The sequence below is a fragment of the Granulicatella sp. 20925_1_45 genome, from assembly GCF_041433555.1.
In the GTDB taxonomy this organism is placed as follows: Bacteria; Bacillota; Bacilli; order Lactobacillales; family Aerococcaceae; genus Granulicatella.
The window spans coordinates 126,382-144,388 of sequence record NZ_JAPWBR010000002.1; the positions used below are offsets into that span (position 1 = coordinate 126,382).

General features: G+C 38.2%; 13 protein-coding genes. 3 read left to right on the forward strand and 10 right to left on the reverse strand.

The window, feature by feature from the left end; translation table 11 throughout:
* Window positions 1–79 precede the first annotated feature (79 nt).
* Window positions 80–2,212, reverse strand: a complete 2,133-nt coding sequence (locus tag O3798_RS01570; protein WP_371462743.1) for a peptidoglycan D,D-transpeptidase FtsI family protein — start codon at window positions 2,210–2,212, stop codon at window positions 80–82.
* Window positions 2,213–2,389: 177 nt separating this feature from the next.
* On the opposite strand from O3798_RS01570, the gene O3798_RS01575 reads away from it, so the two are divergent.
* The gene (locus O3798_RS01575) at window positions 2,390–4,978 is read left to right on the forward strand and encodes a YfhO family protein (protein ID WP_371462745.1); all 2,589 of its coding nucleotides are present in this window, start codon (window positions 2,390–2,392) and stop codon (window positions 4,976–4,978) included.
* Between the two features lie 27 nt (window positions 4,979–5,005).
* Here O3798_RS01575 and O3798_RS01580 read toward each other — a convergent pair whose 3' ends face one another.
* Window positions 5,006–5,614: a superoxide dismutase gene (locus O3798_RS01580; protein ID WP_371462747.1), complete on the reverse strand. Its 609-nt coding sequence runs from the start codon at window positions 5,612–5,614 to the stop codon at window positions 5,006–5,008.
* Between the two features lie 174 nt (window positions 5,615–5,788).
* On the opposite strand from O3798_RS01580, the gene O3798_RS01585 reads away from it, so the two are divergent.
* Window positions 5,789–7,093: a DEAD/DEAH box helicase gene (locus tag O3798_RS01585; RefSeq protein ID WP_371462749.1), complete on the forward strand. Its 1,305-nt coding sequence runs from the start codon at window positions 5,789–5,791 to the stop codon at window positions 7,091–7,093.
* A 505-nt stretch (window positions 7,094–7,598) separates the two neighbouring features.
* On the opposite strand, the gene O3798_RS01590 is transcribed toward O3798_RS01585, so the two are convergent.
* From O3798_RS01590 to gndA, 5 genes are all read right to left on the reverse strand, one after another.
* On the reverse strand, window positions 7,599–8,390 hold the full coding sequence (locus tag O3798_RS01590) for a DUF1189 family protein (RefSeq protein ID WP_371462751.1): 792 nt from the start codon (window positions 8,388–8,390) through the stop codon (window positions 7,599–7,601).
* A 226-nt stretch (window positions 8,391–8,616) separates the two neighbouring features.
* Window positions 8,617–10,077, reverse strand: coding sequence for a glucose-6-phosphate dehydrogenase (gene zwf, locus O3798_RS01595; RefSeq protein WP_371462753.1), 1,461 nt, complete (start codon window positions 10,075–10,077; stop codon window positions 8,617–8,619).
* 137 nt (window positions 10,078–10,214) lie between these two features.
* Window positions 10,215–11,660, reverse strand: a complete 1,446-nt coding sequence (locus O3798_RS01600; protein WP_048709745.1) for a HAMP domain-containing sensor histidine kinase — start codon at window positions 11,658–11,660, stop codon at window positions 10,215–10,217.
* A 10-nt stretch (window positions 11,661–11,670) separates the two neighbouring features.
* On the reverse strand, window positions 11,671–12,366 hold the full coding sequence (locus O3798_RS01605; protein WP_048709748.1) for a response regulator transcription factor: 696 nt from the start codon (window positions 12,364–12,366) through the stop codon (window positions 11,671–11,673).
* Window positions 12,367–12,567: 201 nt separating this feature from the next.
* Complete coding sequence (gene gndA / locus O3798_RS01610) at window positions 12,568–14,001, reverse strand: NADP-dependent phosphogluconate dehydrogenase (RefSeq protein WP_371462756.1); 1,434 nt, start codon at window positions 13,999–14,001, stop codon at window positions 12,568–12,570.
* 208 nt (window positions 14,002–14,209) lie between these two features.
* Between gndA and O3798_RS01615 the strand changes: the two genes are divergently transcribed.
* The gene (locus O3798_RS01615) at window positions 14,210–14,338 is read left to right on the forward strand and encodes a DUF4044 domain-containing protein (RefSeq protein ID WP_160312863.1); all 129 of its coding nucleotides are present in this window, start codon (window positions 14,210–14,212) and stop codon (window positions 14,336–14,338) included.
* 40 nt (window positions 14,339–14,378) lie between these two features.
* Here the strand turns inward: O3798_RS01615 and O3798_RS01620 are convergent, their stop codons facing one another.
* The 3 genes from O3798_RS01620 to O3798_RS01630 are packed head-to-tail and all read right to left on the reverse strand — an operon-like array spanning window position 14,379 to window position 17,773.
* A complete protein-coding gene (locus O3798_RS01620; protein ID WP_371462758.1) occupies window positions 14,379–15,809 on the reverse strand; it encodes a cytosine permease in 1,431 nt (476 codons plus the stop codon).
* The gene (locus tag O3798_RS01625) at window positions 15,809–15,994 is read right to left on the reverse strand and encodes a hypothetical protein (RefSeq protein WP_048711451.1); all 186 of its coding nucleotides are present in this window, start codon (window positions 15,992–15,994) and stop codon (window positions 15,809–15,811) included. Before O3798_RS01625 ends, O3798_RS01620 begins: the two co-directional genes overlap by 1 nt.
* Complete coding sequence (locus O3798_RS01630) at window positions 15,995–17,773, reverse strand: phosphocholine cytidylyltransferase/choline kinase family protein (protein ID WP_048711449.1); 1,779 nt, start codon at window positions 17,771–17,773, stop codon at window positions 15,995–15,997.
* Window positions 17,774–18,007 lie beyond the last annotated feature (234 nt).

The window sequence follows — 18,007 nt, forward strand, 5'->3', positions numbered from 1 at the left end:
TTACGTCTTTCAACAATCGATTTTACTAAACTTTAATGACAAAAAAACTGAGTGGCACAAACGACCACCCAGTTTCTTCTTAACGTCGGTTATTTTGTTGTTGTCGAATTTGTGAGTTAACAGTTGCTTCATTCGTTTGTGAAGAGCTGCTTGTTTTTCCAAAATAAGCATCATAGACTTGCTTAGCCACTTTGGCAGCATAGTCAGATGGGTATCCATCTTTGAAGTACGGAGCAACAACAGCTACTACGATTTCTGGATTATCGTATGGTGCATACGAGATGAAGGTTGAATTTTCAACGGCTTCATTAGTATATGCTGGATTTGGTCCCGAATAGAACGCTTCGGTAGTCCCTGTTTTACCAGCGACTTGTGGAGAATACGTTCTGAATGTCGTAGCAGACGTTCCGTTTTCACCATGCGTTACACGGTATAGCCCTTCTTTAATATGATCCAAGATTTCTTTACTTACTTGAATCGAATTCATAATCTTCGTTGGAACGACATCTTCTAAATTACCAATGCCACCACTTGGACTTGTTTCATGAATTTCTTTTACTAAACGTGGGGCAATACGTGTACCACCATTAGCAATGGTAGACATATATTGTGCTAATTGCAGCGGTGTATATAAGTCAAACTGACCGAACGCAAAGTCAAGTGCTGAGAAGGCATTGGCTGTACCACCATTATACCCCTTTCCTTCATTTGGAAGGTCAATCCCTGTACGAACACCAAGTCCGAACTGCGCGTAATACTCACGGAGTTTGTCAAATAGACTTAGATTAATATTTAAACGTCCGCCTTTTTCGTACGTTGTTTGTCCACCCATCTTCATCGCCAGTTTAATCATATAAACGTTTGATGAACGTTCTAAGGCATCTAAGTCTGTTAATTCCATTTTACCATTACGGTTAAACCATGAACTCTTTGGTTTAGACGCTTCGAATTCAATTGGTTCATCGACAATCGTATTATCCTCAAGCGTGATTGCTCCATCCATATACCCTGATAGGACGGTTGCTGGTTTTACAACAGACCCCATTCCAAATGAGTTATTGATGGCACCAAGAGCATCGTCTTCGACACCCGTTGAATGAAAGTTTTCATCAAATTTCTTTTTCTTCCCTGTAATTCCAAGAATGTCTCCATTTTTTGGATTCATTACAACGATATACACACGGTCCGCAGCAGGATCCGTCATCTCTTCAACAGACTTCTTTGCAATCTCTTCAATTTTCTTTTGGAATTCAGTATCAATCGTTAAGACAAGGTTTGACCCGCCTTTACCTGGATACGTTTCAGTCGTATTCACCACTTCACCTTTTGTATTGGTTTGTGATTTTACAACTGTCTTCGTTCCGCTAAGCACTGTTTCATATTGTTCTTCTAAATAGCTTGTTCCAACACGGTCATTGAGTGAGTAGCCTTGCGCTAGAAGTGACTTCACTTTATCCGAAGGAAGCCCCGTCTTTTCGGACGATACCGTTCCAAGAATTGTCTTCAACATATCGCCCATTGGATATTCACGATCCCAGTCAGAATCAACGTCGACCCCGCGAAGCTCTCCAAGGCGTTCACTGATTTTAGCGACCTCTTGTTCTGTGACGCCTTCATTTTTCAGTGTCACTGTTGATAAGGCATACGCACTATTCATTTTCGTGAAAATAGCAATCACTTGTTTTTCGGCATCGCTATAATTTAATTCGTCGGCAGGAATATGTTCCAATTGCATTTCATACGTTTTACTCGTCGAGAGATTCTCTTTCGCGATTCTCTTCTTCTCTTCTGCTGTTAGAAGGCTATCGACTTTGTCAGGGTTTGTCGCTACCCAATAGTCTTTCAAGTCACGTTCTTTTAACTCGGAAGCATCCACAGAAATCAATGTTGTTAATTTCTTAGCGGTTTCTAACATCGTTGACGCTTTAACATCTGCAGGTCTTGTATAGTTAATAGCGAGTTTTGGTTTATTTCCCACTAAAATACGTCCTTGGCTATCGTAAATCGATCCACGCGGAACTGATTTTTTAGCAGTGGTTGTCTCTGTACGTTGTACGAGCGCAACAAACTCGTCTCCTTTTACTAATTGGATATACGCCAAACGGCTAATTAAGGCAATAAATGAAAAGAATACAATTAAAAATAATAAATTCAAGCGAAATGGAATATGTGATTTTTTCTTTTTCTTCTTTAATTTTCTTTTAGTAAGCATAATACACTCCATATAACATCTAGTAACTCATAACAGTATACCATAAATCTTGCCCTAATCTGTATAAAAAAGGGGTTAGAAAGTGGTTAAGATTTTTTTGCGTTCAAGACTAATTTTTCGTGCAGGCTACTCGTTTCCATGCTATGCTAACAGTAACGACTAGAAAGGAGGACTACCATGGAAAAGACGATGACCAAGAAGAGATACTATACGCTCAGCATTTTGATTCCAGCTGTGATGATTTTAGCGATTTTTCTACTCTTTACAATCACCCCATTTGGAAATCGAACATGGCTAACAATCGACCTTGGGCAGCAATATGTCGACTTCTTTAGTTACTACCAAGACACTCTCTTGCATCACCCAGAGCAATTCTTCTATAGCTTCTCGAAGTCTATTGGCGGAGAAATGGTGAGTTTATGGGCGTACTATTTGTTGAGTCCTTTTAATCTTCTCTTTTTACTCATTCCTCACTCGGCCATCGCCATGGGTGTCTCTCTTCTTATTTTCTTGAAACTCGTTTCTTGTACAGTTAGTTTTGCAGTGTTGCTGGATGTGAAATTCAAACAAAGAAATTGGACGACGCTTCTCTTTGCACTCTCATACGGATTTATGAGTTATCTTTCAGCCAATCAATTTAATATGATGTGGTTAGATGCCCTCATTGGCCTTCCACTCATCGTCCTTGGCGTGGATGCACTCTTAAAAAAACGAAATCCATTATATTATGTACTTCCTTTATCGCTCACGATTTTGAGTAACTACTATACGGGGTATATGATTTGCCTATTCTTAGGTCTCTATTTCCCGTATGCCTATTTAATGATAAATGATTCCTTCTCATGGAAAAGTTTTATAAAACAGTTTGGCCACTTTATCTTTTATAGTGTCCTTTCCGTTGGACTCATTACAGTCATTCTACTTCCAACGTTTTATAGCCTACTTGGTAGTAAAGGGACAGCGACTACCATCACTTGGAGCCTAAAGTCTGAATATAATCCGCTACTGATAGCTTCAAAACTCTTTATCGGTAGTTTCGACTTCCATGAAATGCAAAAAGGCTATCCAAATATTTTCGTTGGCAGCCTGGCAATGTTTAGTTTCCTTTGCTACTTCAAAGAGAAAAAGATTGCACTATCCCAACGCCTTTACGCGCTATTCATTGCGATTGTCCTACTCATTAGTTTCAATATTGAGATGTTTGATAAACTGTGGCATGCCGGACAACTACCAAATTGGTATTCATATCGCTTCTCATTCCTCTTTAGCTTCTGGATGATCTTTCTAGGTTATCAATGGGCACTGAAGAAAACAGCGGTTGGCATTCATGAGACATTTGTGTATTTCTTCCTTGTATTAGCAACAAGCATTGGTTTTATACTCTTTCCTCAAGACTACCTACAAGGCTGGCAAATCGCGCTTGGATTCGGGCTCTCAATGGGAATCTTGTATGGTCTCATTTTAATCGGACGCGGCAAAAGAACACATCAAAAATTCCTTATTTCATTTGTAGTGATCGAACTGCTTTTAAACAGCATCATCACCTTATCCAGACTTGGATATGTCATGAATTCTGAATTCACGGCTTATCAATCGTCATTAGCAAACTGGTCTAACGTATTACGCCCTGCAGAAAATGAATTTTATCGCAGTGAGAAAACCATTCTTCGTTCGAAAAATGATAGCCTTCAAGTTCCAACTTATGGCGTATCCCATTTTTCATCTACCTTTGAAAAAGAAACAGAAAAATTCTTTGATGCGATCGGTGTTCGCCAAGGAACCGCCTATGTTAACTACAGCAATGGCACGCTATTAACAGATGCCTTACTGGGAATCAAGAATACCTTTATCGAAACCACAGACGCTACTTACAACGAGCGCTGGGAACGAAAAGACTTGGAAGATTTACTAACAATCGCAACCTTTAACGAGGGACACGTTGTCACAAATCAAAACGTTCTCTCGATTGCTTATCCGATGAAACCGATTCTGAAATCGATGAAGGTGCCAACAAACCATCCGATTACGATGCAAAACCAATTGGCGAACGCACTTAGCGGAACAACAAGTCCGAAAAATATTTTCACAAGAGTTTCTTATGAGACGACTTTCGAAAATATCATCGATTCCCCAGTCGTGTATCAACGCATTCAAGTTGATGACAAGACTCAATATGGTACGATTACACTCACCTTTACTCCTGAAACCGATGATCCGATTTACTTAGAAATGGCGGGAACGATGGGTGAAGAAGATTTGGAGATGACGCTAAACGGTGAACCGTATGCCTTTTATCCAGTTCAATCAAAACCCGTTCTTCTCAGCGTCGCCAAGAACCAAAAAGGACAACCGCAAATCCTTCGCATTACCGTTAAAGATGATGGCTTTGAGTTTTCTAAACTAAATCTCTACTCACTAAATACTTCTCTCTTAAACGAGCGATTAGAAAAAACAAAAGAACAAGAGCTAAAACTGGAAACTTTCTCTGCTACTCATTTTGCAGGAACAATGGAGGTCTTCGAAGACTCGACCGTTCTTACAACGATTCCTTATTCTAAAGGATGGAAAATATGGGTGAACGGTCAAGAAGTAGATACGTACAAGATTTTGGATAGCCTTCTTGGATTTACTATCTCCAAAGGGACTCACCGAATCGAATATCGTTATACGACTCCATTCTTACTGGAAGGAAGCCTAGTGAGCCTTGCTTCCCTTCTACTAGTAATCTTGATTCTATATAAACGCAAAAAGACCGATGCTTCTTAGGAAACATCGGTCTTCGTTATTTACTGATTATTTAGCAGCTTCAAAACGACGAGCTACTTCGTCCCAGTTTACAACATTCCAGAATGCAGAAATGTAGTCTGGACGACGGTTTTGGTAGTTTAGGTAGTATGCATGTTCCCATACATCTAATCCTAATAATGGAGTTTTACCTTCTGATAGAGGGCTGTCTTGGTTTGGAGTAGAAACAACTTCTAATTTTCCATTTGAAAGAACTAACCATGCCCAACCTGAACCAAAGCGAGTTGCTGCTGCTTGCGAGAATGCTGCTTTGAATTCGTCGAAGCTTCCGAATGCTTCGTTGATTGCTGCTAATAAAGCACCTTCTGGAGCTTTTGCACCATCAAGAGATAATTGAGTCCAGAATAAGCTGTGGTTTGCATGTCCGCCACCGTTGTTACGAACAGCTACACGGATATCTTCAGGAACAGTGTTTAAATCGCTAATTAATTCTTCAACTGTTTTTTCGAATAATTCAGGGTGTTTTTCTACCGCTGCGTTTAAATTTGTAACATATGCATTGTGATGTTTGTCATGGTGGATTTCCATTGTACGTGCATCAAAATGTGGTTCTAATGCGTCAAACGCGTATTCTAATTTTGGTAATTCATAAGTCATTACTAAATTCCTCCTAAAATTAAATACAGTTATGAAAACTGTTTCTTTCTTTAATCATCATACCACCCACCAAACACGATACGCAAAAATTATGCCCACTCTCCCAAATCCCCCAAGCGTGTTAATTTATGGTATAATAATCCCGCTACATAGAGAAAGAAAAGAGATGAAAACATGAAATTTACAGATTACGCATTACAGCCTTATTTGCAAAAAGCATTGGCTGACTTAAAATTTACACAACCAACACCTATTCAAGAACGCATCATTCCTCTTTTATTAAAAGGAGAATCTGTGATTGGTCAATCGCAAACTGGGAGCGGAAAAAGCCACAGTTTCCTATTACCACTTATCAATAAAATCAACCCTAGCCGTCAAGAGTTGCAACTAGTCATTACGGTTCCAAGCCGAGAACTCGCAGAACAATTAACTGCGGTTGCTTCACAATTAATTTCATTTAGTGATACAGAAATCTTATTAGAAAAATGTATCGGTGGGACCGATAAAAAACGTCAAGTGGCTAAACTGACGCAAACACAACCACATATCGTGATTGGGACACCTGGTCGTATTTTCGACTTAATGCAAGAGAATGCGCTCTTCGTCCAAACCGTTCAAATGATGGTCGTCGACGAAGCCGATATGACATTTGACTTAGGGTTCTTAGAAACTGTCGATGAAATCGCGTCTCGTATGCCAGAAAACTTACAAATGTCTGTTTTCTCCGCAACAATTCCAGATAAGATTAAACCATTCTTGAAGAAATACTTGGGCAATCCAAAGGTGATTCAAATCGAGAATACACAACTCGTTTCACCAACGATTAAAAACCAATTACTGGTGACAAAGGCACAAGATCCAATGGACGTTCTTCGTCAGTTACTTGTAATGGGTCACCCTTACCTCGTGCTTATTTTCGTAAATACGAAGCAAAAAGCGGACGAAGTGACAAAAGACCTTCGCAGCCATAACTTCAAAGTAGCAACGATTCACGGAGATATCCCTTCAAGAGAACGTCGTCGTGTGATGAAACAAATTCAACAAATGGATTATCAATTCGTTGTCGCAACAGATCTTGCTGCACGTGGAATTGATATCGAAGGAGTTTCTCATGTCATCAACTTAGAAATTCCTGGAGAATTGGAATTCTTCATTCACCGTGTTGGCCGTACTGGACGTAATGGTCTTGAAGGAACAGCCATCACCTTCTACACACCAGATCAAGAACAAGCCATTCAAACATTAGAAGGAAAAGGCATTTCTTTTGAAACAGTTGAATTGAAAAATGGCGAGCTTGTCGAAAGTTATGACCGCTCTCGCCGTGAGAAACGTAAAAATACGCAATCGAAAGACTTGGATCCACGACTTAAAGGGATGATTAAGAAGGCGAAGAAAAAAGTAAAACCTGGCTACAAGAAAAAACTTGGCCAAGAGATTCGTCAGAAACAGCGTAGACAAAATCGTACAAAAAATAAATAATATTGAGCACCTTCATTATTTCAGATTACTTCGAATCCTTACGGATTTTTCTATAATCGCTGTAATGGGGTACCGGTTCGAGCCTTAGTCTTGCACCTTCAAAGCTTCAAAAAGGGAGTAAGGAATCAATTCCTAACTCCCTTTAATTTATCTTTGATACCATCCCCCACTACTGCGATTATAGGATCCGTAAGATTCTTCGTAATCTTTGTATAGTAAATTTATATTTGCAGAACGCCTACGGTCTTTTATCTTGGTTCTTCTGAAAATATCACTGTGCTGTGAAGTATGCTAAGCCAAGCTTATAAAAGCTTCGCTATGATGGGATGAGTTCCAAGGGAAACAGTGCTTTCTAACGGCTTGCTAATTAGGCGCGGTTACACTTTGGAACATTACGTGGGCGCAATTATCATATATGGTAATTATCATATATGATAATTTTCAGAATTTGGGCAAAAGAAAAACTCTTAGGAACTACTTACTTATAGTTTCTAAGAGTTAATTTTTATTTGTTTTTATTTTGCTGATCGATGAATTCTCGCATTCCAAGGAGCCAGTTGAAGGTAGATGTTACTAGTAGGTACATAAACATCCCTACTCCTCCGCCGATTCCTAACACGCCAATCACCATATAGATGGTTGCTGGTAGGAACATAGCAGCAATCGTTAACTGTTTCGATACGGTTGGATGCATTTGAATGTAGGCTCTCATAAACAACGCCGTTAATAATCGTACGACGAAGCTGATGATAATCATTAAAATATAAACGACAATCGTATTATAAACAAAGCCGAATAACATAACACCGATAAATACCATCCACAATTTTGATTGGAACTCTTGAATAAACTGCTCTACATTTGATTTATTAAAGCCGTTTAAGCCTTCATAAGAAAATTTTGAGGTATTAATGATGGTGTCTACAACAATATGGTCTTGTAAAATCCCGATGGATGGAATCCCTTGACTAGATTCAGACGTCACATCATTATCCGTTGACTTTCCACTAGGGTCGAAGACGATATTAAATACATCCGAACGGTAAACAAATCCCGTATTGTCTCCCGCCGACAACTTACCATCTTGAATCGAGAGGTCTGGGAACTGTTTTGCAACGATACCTAAGTTCGTATTCATGCTTGCGATATCTTTTCCAGCACGAATAAAGCCAGGAATTGAAACGAGTAATACGAGTAGGAAAAAGATTCCTTTTATTTTTTTCAGTGGATTTTGTAAAATCGTCCAAATTTTATTTGGTTTTAAAATACTTAATTGAATAAAGTCTCTAATCGTCATGTGCGCCTCCTATATAGAGAACAGTTTACAGAAAAAGAGCGACCTTTTCAAGGAAACGGGGTTGCGCGAAGGAAATAGTTCTTTGACTATTCCTAAAAATCCTCGGCTTTTTAGGAATCCCTTTGAAATACTTTCTTCGCTTTTTAAAGAGGGAAAAGTATGCTTTCTTCACTTTTCTTAGAACACAAAAAAGACTAGGTTTTCACCTAGTCTTTGCAATCTTTTATTAGTCGCGGTCAACCCACTTGCGGCCATCACGTTCGATTAAATCATAACCTGATTGTGGTCCTTTGCTTCCAGCAGCATAGTTTGGAAACTCAACTGCAATTTCGCTATCCCATGTTTGGCGAATGCTGTCTACGTATTTCCAAGAAGCGGCTACTTCTTCCCAATGCGTGAAGTTCGTCATATCGCCTTCAATACAGTCAAGAATTAAACGCTCATACGCTTCTGGACTGCTCATTGCGAAGTTCTCGTCGAAGATTTTTTCCAAGTGACTTGTTTGAAGTGCGATGGTATTTCCAACGGCTTTCGAATTAATCACGAAACAGAATCCTTCACGTGGAGTGATGTGAATTGAAATACGGTTTGATGGACAACCATCGATACCACAGAATAATGGTGAGTTTGCTTCTTTAAAGACAACATCAATGATCGTTTCCTTTGAATGAAGACTCTTACCTGTACGAACATAGAAAGGTACGCCTTCCCAACGTTCATTATCGATAAATACTTTACCAGCGACATATGTTTCCATATTGGAATCATCTGCGACATTGGCATCTTCACGGTAACCAGGTTTTAATCCGTCTACAGAAGGTCCATATTGCCCACGCACGAAGTTTTCGTTCACTTCTTCAGCAGTTGTATACGGGCGAAGTTGTTCTAACACTTTAATCTTGTTTTTACGAACATCTCCGAATGAAACTGGCGGTTCCATCGCTACTAGAGCAAGGATTTGTAAAATATGGTTTTGAACCATATCACGTAAAGCACCACTTGTATCGTAGTAACCACCGCGTTCTTCAACGCTCACTTGTTCTAAGAGGGAGATTTGAATATGGTCGATATTCTCTTTGTTCCACAACGCTTCGAATACGCGGTTGGCAAAACGTACCGCAGAAATGTTTTGAATCATTTCTTTCCCTAAGTAGTGGTCAATACGATAGATTTGTTTTTCTTCGAATGATTGACGAAGTTGATTGTTTAATTCTTCTGCAGAAGCGTAATCTTTCCCGAATGGTTTCTCGATGATAAGTCGGTTATAGCCATTCTCAGTAATTAAGCCCTCTGCTTTTAAATGCTCTGTGATCGTTCCAAAGAAAGTAGGCGCCATTGCTAAATAGAAGACACGATTGCCTTCGATTTGATACTTTGCATCTAATTCTTCTGAAAGTTCTTTTAATACGACATAATGATGTGTGTCAGTAACGTTATGAGGTTGATAGTAGAAATGAGAAAGGAATTGGTTTAATTCTTCTTCTGACTTCACTAATGACTGAACAGATTGTTTTACAACATCTCTGAAATACTCGTTAGTCCACTCTCTACGTGCTGTCCCAATCACTGCGAAATGATTTTTGATAAATCCTTTTTGGAATAAACGGAATAACGCTGGATATAGCTTACGGTGAGCCAAATCGCCTGTTGCTCCGAACAGTGTAATGAGTACATGTTGTTCGCGCATGAGTTGTCCTCCTTGAATAAAATATGCAAGTCGATAGCCTGCCTTAACAATAAATAACTACCTTTCTAGTGTAAGTTATAAGCGTAAAAATGTAAACTATAAAACGCTCCTCTTCAAAAGAAAAGGAGCGTTCTAATTTAATTTATCGGTAATTTCACTTTAAATAATGACCCATGATTGAGTCTGGAAGTCAGGCTAATTTTACCGTTATACCCTTCGATTAATTCTTTAGCAATTGATAAGCCTAAGCCATTTCCTCCACGTTCTCTCGAGCGTGCTTTATCGACGCGGTAGAAACGTGAGAATACTTTTTTCTTATCTTCTTCCGTTAACCCCATCCCGAAATCTTGAATGCCGATTTCGACTGCTTCAGTCGTTGGCGACAGGCTAACAATAATCTCTTTTCGATTTGTTGAATATTTCACGGCATTATCGAGTAAGATGATAATGACTTGCTCGAAGTGATTGCGATAGATTGGAGAAATAATTTCCTTCTTGGTATCAATATCGGCAATAAAAGTAAAGTCGGGATAAAGCACCTTGAAATTCGTTACAATCTGTTCTACTGTCGCAACGACCTCTGTTGTCGCATCTTTATATTGCTCTCTTACCTGAGGAGCACGTGATAAATCAAGCATCTCTTGAACGAGAGTCTTCATGCGCTTAATTTCCGCTAGAGAGGCCGTGAGAGACTCTTCCAGCACTTCTGGGTCATCTTTCCCCCAACGGTTTAAAAGCTTCAGGTGGCCTTCTACAATGGCTACAGGCGTACGCAATTCGTGAGACACATCTTCAACGAAATGCTTTTGTTGTGCAATATAGAAACTAATCTTATCTAGCAACTCATTAAATTGTTGCGATACAATCGCAAACTCGTCATTCTTCTTCGGTATAATCAGACGTTTTGTCTCAATATTTTCTTCATTAATAGACGCGATAATATTATGAATTTCTTCAATTGGCTTGGAAATGAGTCGCGAAATGAAATACGCAAGCCCTATTGAAACAATTCCTTCCATCACAATTAACTGGAAGAACAGAAATCTCAATTGTTTTTTTAATTCCGCAAGCTTCATCATTCGATTGGTTACTTGCAAATGTCCAATCAAGACACGAGTATTTCTGGAAAGGATTGGCATCATTACTTGCACACTTTCTTCCCCGGTCGATAGCGTCACATATTGAACCTCCAGCTTACTCGATACTTGCGGGCGGTCTTGCCATTGTTGTGTTTGGAATAATAGCTCTTTACTCGTATCAAAGACACGAATATTCACTTCTTCATTCATCGGATAAAAACTACTATTCTTTTTATAAACCTGGTTCTTGTCTAATTCATATTGTTCCGCTTTGTTTAGAACAGCAAGAATGTCTTCACTTGTTAATTTCTCCGTTTTTTCCGATAACAAATCCGCGATAACTTGTGCGTAAACCACTGTCTGATTTTTCTCATTGTCACGCAGGCCGATAAGTTGCCCCTCAATCAAAATCGCAGTCAATACAGCTAATAACGCAAAAATGGTGGCTGATATCACCCACCACCATTTTTTTGCTACCGATTTATGTTGGTTTTGGTCCTTCATATGTAGCTCCTCAGCTTCTCATTACATATCCAGTTCCACGAACGGTTTGAATATAACTTTCTCGTCCTGGTACATCAATTTTATTACGGATATAACGAACGTACACGTCAATCACATTCGTTTCGACTTCGTTCTTATAGCCCCATACTTCTTTTAATAACACTTCACGTGAAAGAACAATATCAATGTTTTCCATCAGTAATAAGAGTAATTCATATTCTTTCTTCGTTAAATCAATTACTTCTCCCGCACGACGAACGACGCGGTTTTCCACTTCCACCACAAGGTCGCGATATTCCACTCTTGTTTGTTTCACAACACGAGATTGTTCTTCCATTTGCAGACGTCTAAAGAGTGCGCGTAGTCTTGCAAGAATTTCTTCGATTTCAAACGGCTTCACTACATAGTCATCAGCCCCTTGATCAAGCCCTGCAACACGATCCATCACTGAATCGCGTGCTGTCATAATGATGACTGGTGTTTGTTTTACTTGGCGAAGGCGACGAACGACTTCTAATCCATTCATTTCTGGTAACATTAAATCTAATAAAATAGCATCCCAATGCTCATCAATGGCTGCTTGTAATCCGCTACGGCCATCTGCACACACTTTTGTTTCATAGCCTTCATGCTTTAATTCTAATTCAACAAAGCGACTTAAATTCTTTTCATCTTCAATAATTAAAATACGTTGATTCGCTGGCATTTGGAAACTCCCTTCTCTATTCTTCCCTAACAGATTTATCATACCATATTCATAAGATTCTTAACAGAATTTAATGAAATTTTCTGTCAATTTCATTAAATTAGACAATAAAAATTAACATATATGTTAATTTTTGATTTGCTTCAATAGAAACAAACAAAAAAGCCCTAGCCAAATTGGCTAGGACTTCGTCATTTATAATTATTGTTCAATCTCTTTTTCTTGAGCCCATTCGAAGTGGAATGTTCCTGGTTTGTCTACACGGTTGTAAGTATGCGCACCGAAGTAGTCACGTTGAGCTTGAATTAAGTTTGCAGGTAATGTTTCTGAACGGTATGAATCATAGTATGCTAATGCACTTGAGAATGTTGGTACTGGGATACCAGCACGAACAGCCGTTACAACAACATCACGAACTGCATCTTGATAAGATTCAGTAACATATAAGAAGTACTTATCTAATAATAAGTTCTTCAATTGAGGATCACGTTCGAACGCATCTGTAATCTTTTGTAAGAACTGCGCACGGATGATACATCCAGCACGGAAGATTTTAGCGATTTCGCCGTAGTTTAAGTCCCAATTGAACTCTTCACTTGCTACACGCATTTGAGCAAATCCTTGCGCGTAACTCATAATTTTAGAGAAGTATAATCCTTTACGAACTTGTTCGATTAAGGCTTGACGTTCTGAATTTGTTAATTCAGGAATTTTTGTTGCTGCTAATTCTTTGCTTGCTGCAACGCGTTCATCTTTCAATGTAGAAACGAAACGAGCGAATACAGATTCAGTAATTAATGGAAGTGGCACACCTAAGTCTAATGCGCTTTGTGAAGCCCATTTACCAGTACCTTTGTTTCCAGCAATATCCATGATTACGTCTACCATTGGACGACCTGTTTCAGGATCTTTCTTCGTTAAAATATCTGCTGTGATTTCGATTAGGTAGCTATCTAATTCGCCTTGGTTCCATTCTTTGAACACTTCAGCGCATTCTTCTACAGATAATCCACCAACACGACGTAGGATATCGTAACTTTCAGCAATTAATTGCATGTCCCCATATTCGATTCCGTTATGAACCATTTTTACGTAGTGCCCTGCTCCGTTTGGTCCAATGTAAGTCACACATGGAGCTCCATCGTCTGCTTTAGCAGAGATTTCTTCTAAAATAGGTGCTACTAAATCGTATGCATCTTTTTGTCCACCAGGCATAATTGAAGGTCCTTTTAAGGCGCCTTCTTCCCCACCAGATACACCAGTACCGATGAAGTTGATTCCTGAGTTTGCAAGTTCTTCATTACGACGCATTGTATCACGGAAGAATGTATTTCCTCCATCGATTAAAATATCGCCTTTATCTAAGTGTGGAAGTAAACTTTGAATTGTCTTATCTGTTGCTTCCCCAGCTTTAACCATCAATAAGATTCTTCTTGGTTTTTCTAGAGACTCTACAAATTCTTCAACAGAATATGTTGGAACTAATTTTTTATCTGGATGTAGAGCAATCACTTCATCTGTTTTTGAAGTTGTACGGTTGTAGATTGAAACGCTATAGCCACGGCTTTCAATGTTTAAAGCTAAGTTACGTCCCATAACAGCCATACCCACGACACCAATTTGTTGTTTTGACATGAAACTTCCTCCAATTCGTTTTATTTAACACATCTATGTTATCAAAAATCATGCTTTTTTGAAAGGCATTTGAATGCTTTTCTTTTACTAAAGCTCTTTTTCATTTCACTCATTTTCACTCTTAGAAAACCTTTTAACATTTAACTCTAGTAATTCACACCGATTTACGGTAAACTAATACCGAGCAAAGAAAAAAGGAGCGATTTTGTTGGCAAAGAAAAAACGTAATCTTTCAACCGTTGAAAAAATTACACGTGTTGTAGCCGTATTAATGTTAATCGGTACACTAGGCGCTATCATCTTACAAGTAGCCTTAACTGCAATGAATTATAAATAAACGAAAGACCGACTGGAAATCCAGTCGGTCTTTTTCATTCTTAAATTGTAATTTCTTCTCTATCACGAACCATATAGGCTTTTAATGGAGTAAGACTAGCAAGCCAGTATAACCCCCCACCAAATAGAGCGGTAAAACCACTTCCAGTAGTAAATAAGAAGATTGGACTTTGAATTTGCTTCGTCACTGGGTTATATATAAAGAGGACTGCAACGATTAATGAGATGAACACACAGCCCATTCCTACGATATTAAATCCTTTTGTATACTCGTATGCCTTATGTCCTTCTAAGAAATATGCTGAACGAAGAGACAATTTTTGCTTTCTGAGTAGGAAGAAGTCAACGACAATCATTCCAATAATTGGTCCTTGAAGATAAGCAGCTAGAGAAATAAATGACCCAAAATATTCATCTACTCCTCCCCAAATGGTTAAAGAACTTACATAGACAAAAGCTATCCATACCATTAACTTATAACTTATTTTTGGCATTCCACTTTTCACAATCATACAGTTAACATATGACCCCGTTCCTTGAGTCCCTATATTTGCAAATGCTACTAACAGAAGACTAAGAAGTGAAAAGGTAGGAGTACTCAAAGTTGCTAGCATCGTTGTTGGATCGCTTTCATATACACCAGTTTTTACGAACATAGCAAGTGCCATTACGCCTCCCGTGGCTGCAAAAAACGGTGCTACAACACCATATGCCAAGGAAGTTGCCCAATAGCCACTGCGTTCTGATTTAGCTAAACGTGGTAAGATGAACGCTTGCGTTGACCAAGAAAATGCCACAGCAACATTACCTTCACCTGAAATCATAAATCTTTCAAGTGGTGTCAAATCACTTTGAACAGCAGGTTGCACATTCATAATTTCAGTTATCGGAACCGCAAAAAAACAAATTCCAGCGATAATCAAACCAACAAATAACAAAGCTACAACCATGTATTTATTGATTCCTTTTATAGTTTCAGGCCCACTAAGAGCAATTAAGGTACCTAACAAAACGCAAAGGGTGCCTAGTATCGGTGCCCATATTGCCTTATCTAACACAAGGCCAAAATTATTTGCCAAATGTATCATGGAATTCGCAAACAGATTTGCAGTAACTGCATACCAACCAAAATTTGCTAAACTTATTACTGTTGACAAAAGTGCAACTCCTTTTTGTCCAAGAACAGATCGAAGCCAAATCCATAAGTCAATTCCGTAACGAACGGCAAATAGTACTGGTAAACATTCTATAAAGACCCAAATAATATTAAAACTAAAAATATTAATAAGCATTTGATTAAAAGAAAGATACTGTGCGACATAGGCCCCTTGTGTATAACACCATGTTGCAATCGCAAATCCACTAGTGGATAGAAATAAATCCCAGAATGAATACTGACGGTCGCCATTCGTCATTGGCACAACACCAGTAATCGTTTCTTGTTGAATATAATCATTCATTGTTGCGCTCATTATTGAATCACCCCACTCATTGCCAAAATAATGAGGATTAGATTAACTCCTACACAAATTCCTGCCCAGAGATAGTCCATTTTTGAAAACCGTTCTGGAAACTCATAATCTTTTTCTTCCATTAAATCAAGCCTACGTTTTGTTTCTTCATTAATTAGCTTTTCGATTGAGACTTCATTTTTCATCTACTTCTCTTCTCCCTGATATATTCTTATAGCTTCAGTACAATACATCTTCGTGTGACGATACCATTTATAAAGATATTCGCCCACTCGTTTACCATTACTTTCTTGGAAAAGTGCCCATAAGAACCAATAGTATGAAACTAATCCTACCATTCCTAAGAAATGCTGTTGACTACCAACTCCTGGATTCTTATCAAAATACTTGTTAATAAACTCTTTTGCTTCTTCTAAAGTGTAATCTGTACAGCATAGGAAACAGCCAATGTCGCTCGCAGCATCTCCCATTCCAGAATACTCCCAGTCAATCAAACTCATATTCCCTTCTTCATCTACCAAGAAGTTAGGACTATAACAGTCACCATGACAAAGAACAAATTCCACAGGATCCTTATGTAAATATTGAATGACTTGACGAACAAGCTCTTCTAATATTTCCTTATCTTCAAACTCAAAACGGTTGCGTTTTTGTAATTTCTCCTTAAATTCTTCTAAATCTTTTTCGAATCTTAGTTCATAAGGTGTTGTCTTACCAGAACGATGAAGTCGGCTAATGAAGTCAATCGCTTTGTCAACATCTTCCTCATTTTCATAATCTAATAGTCTTGCATTTTCTATAAATTTTGAAATTTTCCAGCCTTCATTTTCGTCCATTGCTACGAAAGTTTGATCTATCCCTAGTTCAGCAGCAACGCGCATTGAAGCTGCCTCACTGAGTCGGTTAATATATTCCTCAGTTCCTTTTCCAGGATGACGATAAACATAAGACTCACCCTTACACTCGAAACGGAAGGAAGTGTTTGTTAATCCGTCTTTTATCGGTTTAATATGAGTAATCTCCGCAGGTGTTACTGACAATATCTTACAAATGTTTAGTAATATTTTTGAATTTGTATGCATCAAATATTGTTCATCAAATTCACGAAGATCTGCTAAAGAATCAAATTCTTTAATTACATCCGCTGAATAATGACGCGCTTCTAATTTTAATTCATCTAAATGACGATAATAATACTCTTCCCATAGCTGTTCCTTAAATGCTGCATGTTGGAATTCATTTTCTAAAATACGAACGAATTTTTTACTGAATTCACGGTCAAAATATACATGACCAAGCATGCACCATGTATTTTTTCCTCCGACAGTCACCTCTGAAATGAAACCATTTGTCTCTTTTTCTACACAATATTCATCAGTTTCTCCATCAGCGAAAACTGTAGCATAATAACCTCGATATACGTATTCTTCAAAAGGATTTTCCGTAAAATAATTATCTGAGGAACAAATATAAGTGTTTCCTAATTGTTCACGAACAAGCATAAGCGACGAACAATTATTATAACGATAATAATCTTCATTCACGACGATATCTACACCAAATTTATCTGCAAGATAAAACATCATTTCCTTCATATAGCCAACAATAACTGTAATTTTATCAATTCCAGCTTCTCTTAATTGACATATCTGACGTTCAATCAAACGCTCTCCTTTAACAACAAGTAGACCTTTTGGTGATTCATACGAAAGCGGGGCAAAACGTGTACTCATTCCTGCCGCCATAATAATGGCATTTTGAACACGATATGGTTCTAATTCAGCGATTCCTTTTTCCGTGAGAGAATAGTCCGAATTAATCCAACCAAGTCGTTCCGCTTCTGTTACTAAATGATTCACTTTTCCAAGAGAAAGATCAAGTCCCTTTGCGATTTCTCGCTGTGTCACTTTTGCTTCTTGATTTTTTAAAAATACTAATAAGTTAAATTGATGATTTGAAATCATTCTAATTCGCCTCCCTGTGTTCACTATTATACACTTTTTTTCAAAAAAGTGAACAAATAACTCTAGATTTTTAGAATTAACAGAATTTTTCAGTTTTATAATTTTATTTTAAAGGCTCTTATGTTCTTAAAAACTATATAAAACAATTATTATAACCTTTTTGAAAGCTTTATGACAACCCAAGGAATTGTGGATTATATCTTAGAAAACAATCCATCTCTTAAACATGATTAT

Excerpts from the sequence above, each read along its gene's own strand:
- O3798_RS01570 (WP_371462743.1), bottom strand. The coding sequence starts at position 2,212 with ATGCTTACTAAAAGAAAATTAAAGAAGAAAAAGAAAAAATCACATATT.
- O3798_RS01575 (WP_371462745.1), top strand. The coding sequence starts at position 2,390 with ATGGAAAAGACGATGACCAAGAAGAGATACTATACGCTCAGCATTTTG.
- O3798_RS01580 (WP_371462747.1), bottom strand. The coding sequence starts at position 5,614 with ATGACTTATGAATTACCAAAATTAGAATACGCGTTTGACGCATTAGAA.
- O3798_RS01585 (WP_371462749.1), top strand. The coding sequence starts at position 5,789 with ATGAAATTTACAGATTACGCATTACAGCCTTATTTGCAAAAAGCATTG.
- O3798_RS01590 (WP_371462751.1), bottom strand. The coding sequence starts at position 8,390 with ATGACGATTAGAGACTTTATTCAATTAAGTATTTTAAAACCAAATAAA.
- zwf (WP_371462753.1), bottom strand. The coding sequence starts at position 10,077 with ATGCGCGAACAACATGTACTCATTACACTGTTCGGAGCAACAGGCGAT.
- O3798_RS01600 (WP_048709745.1), bottom strand. The coding sequence starts at position 11,660 with ATGAAGGACCAAAACCAACATAAATCGGTAGCAAAAAAATGGTGGTGG.
- O3798_RS01605 (WP_048709748.1), bottom strand. The coding sequence starts at position 12,366 with ATGCCAGCGAATCAACGTATTTTAATTATTGAAGATGAAAAGAATTTA.
- gndA (WP_371462756.1), bottom strand. The coding sequence starts at position 14,001 with ATGTCAAAACAACAAATTGGTGTCGTGGGTATGGCTGTTATGGGACGT.
- O3798_RS01620 (WP_371462758.1), bottom strand. The coding sequence starts at position 15,809 with ATGAGCGCAACAATGAATGATTATATTCAACAAGAAACGATTACTGGT.
- O3798_RS01625 (WP_048711451.1), bottom strand. The coding sequence starts at position 15,994 with ATGAAAAATGAAGTCTCAATCGAAAAGCTAATTAATGAAGAAACAAAA.
- O3798_RS01630 (WP_048711449.1), bottom strand. The coding sequence starts at position 17,773 with ATGATTTCAAATCATCAATTTAACTTATTAGTATTTTTAAAAAATCAA.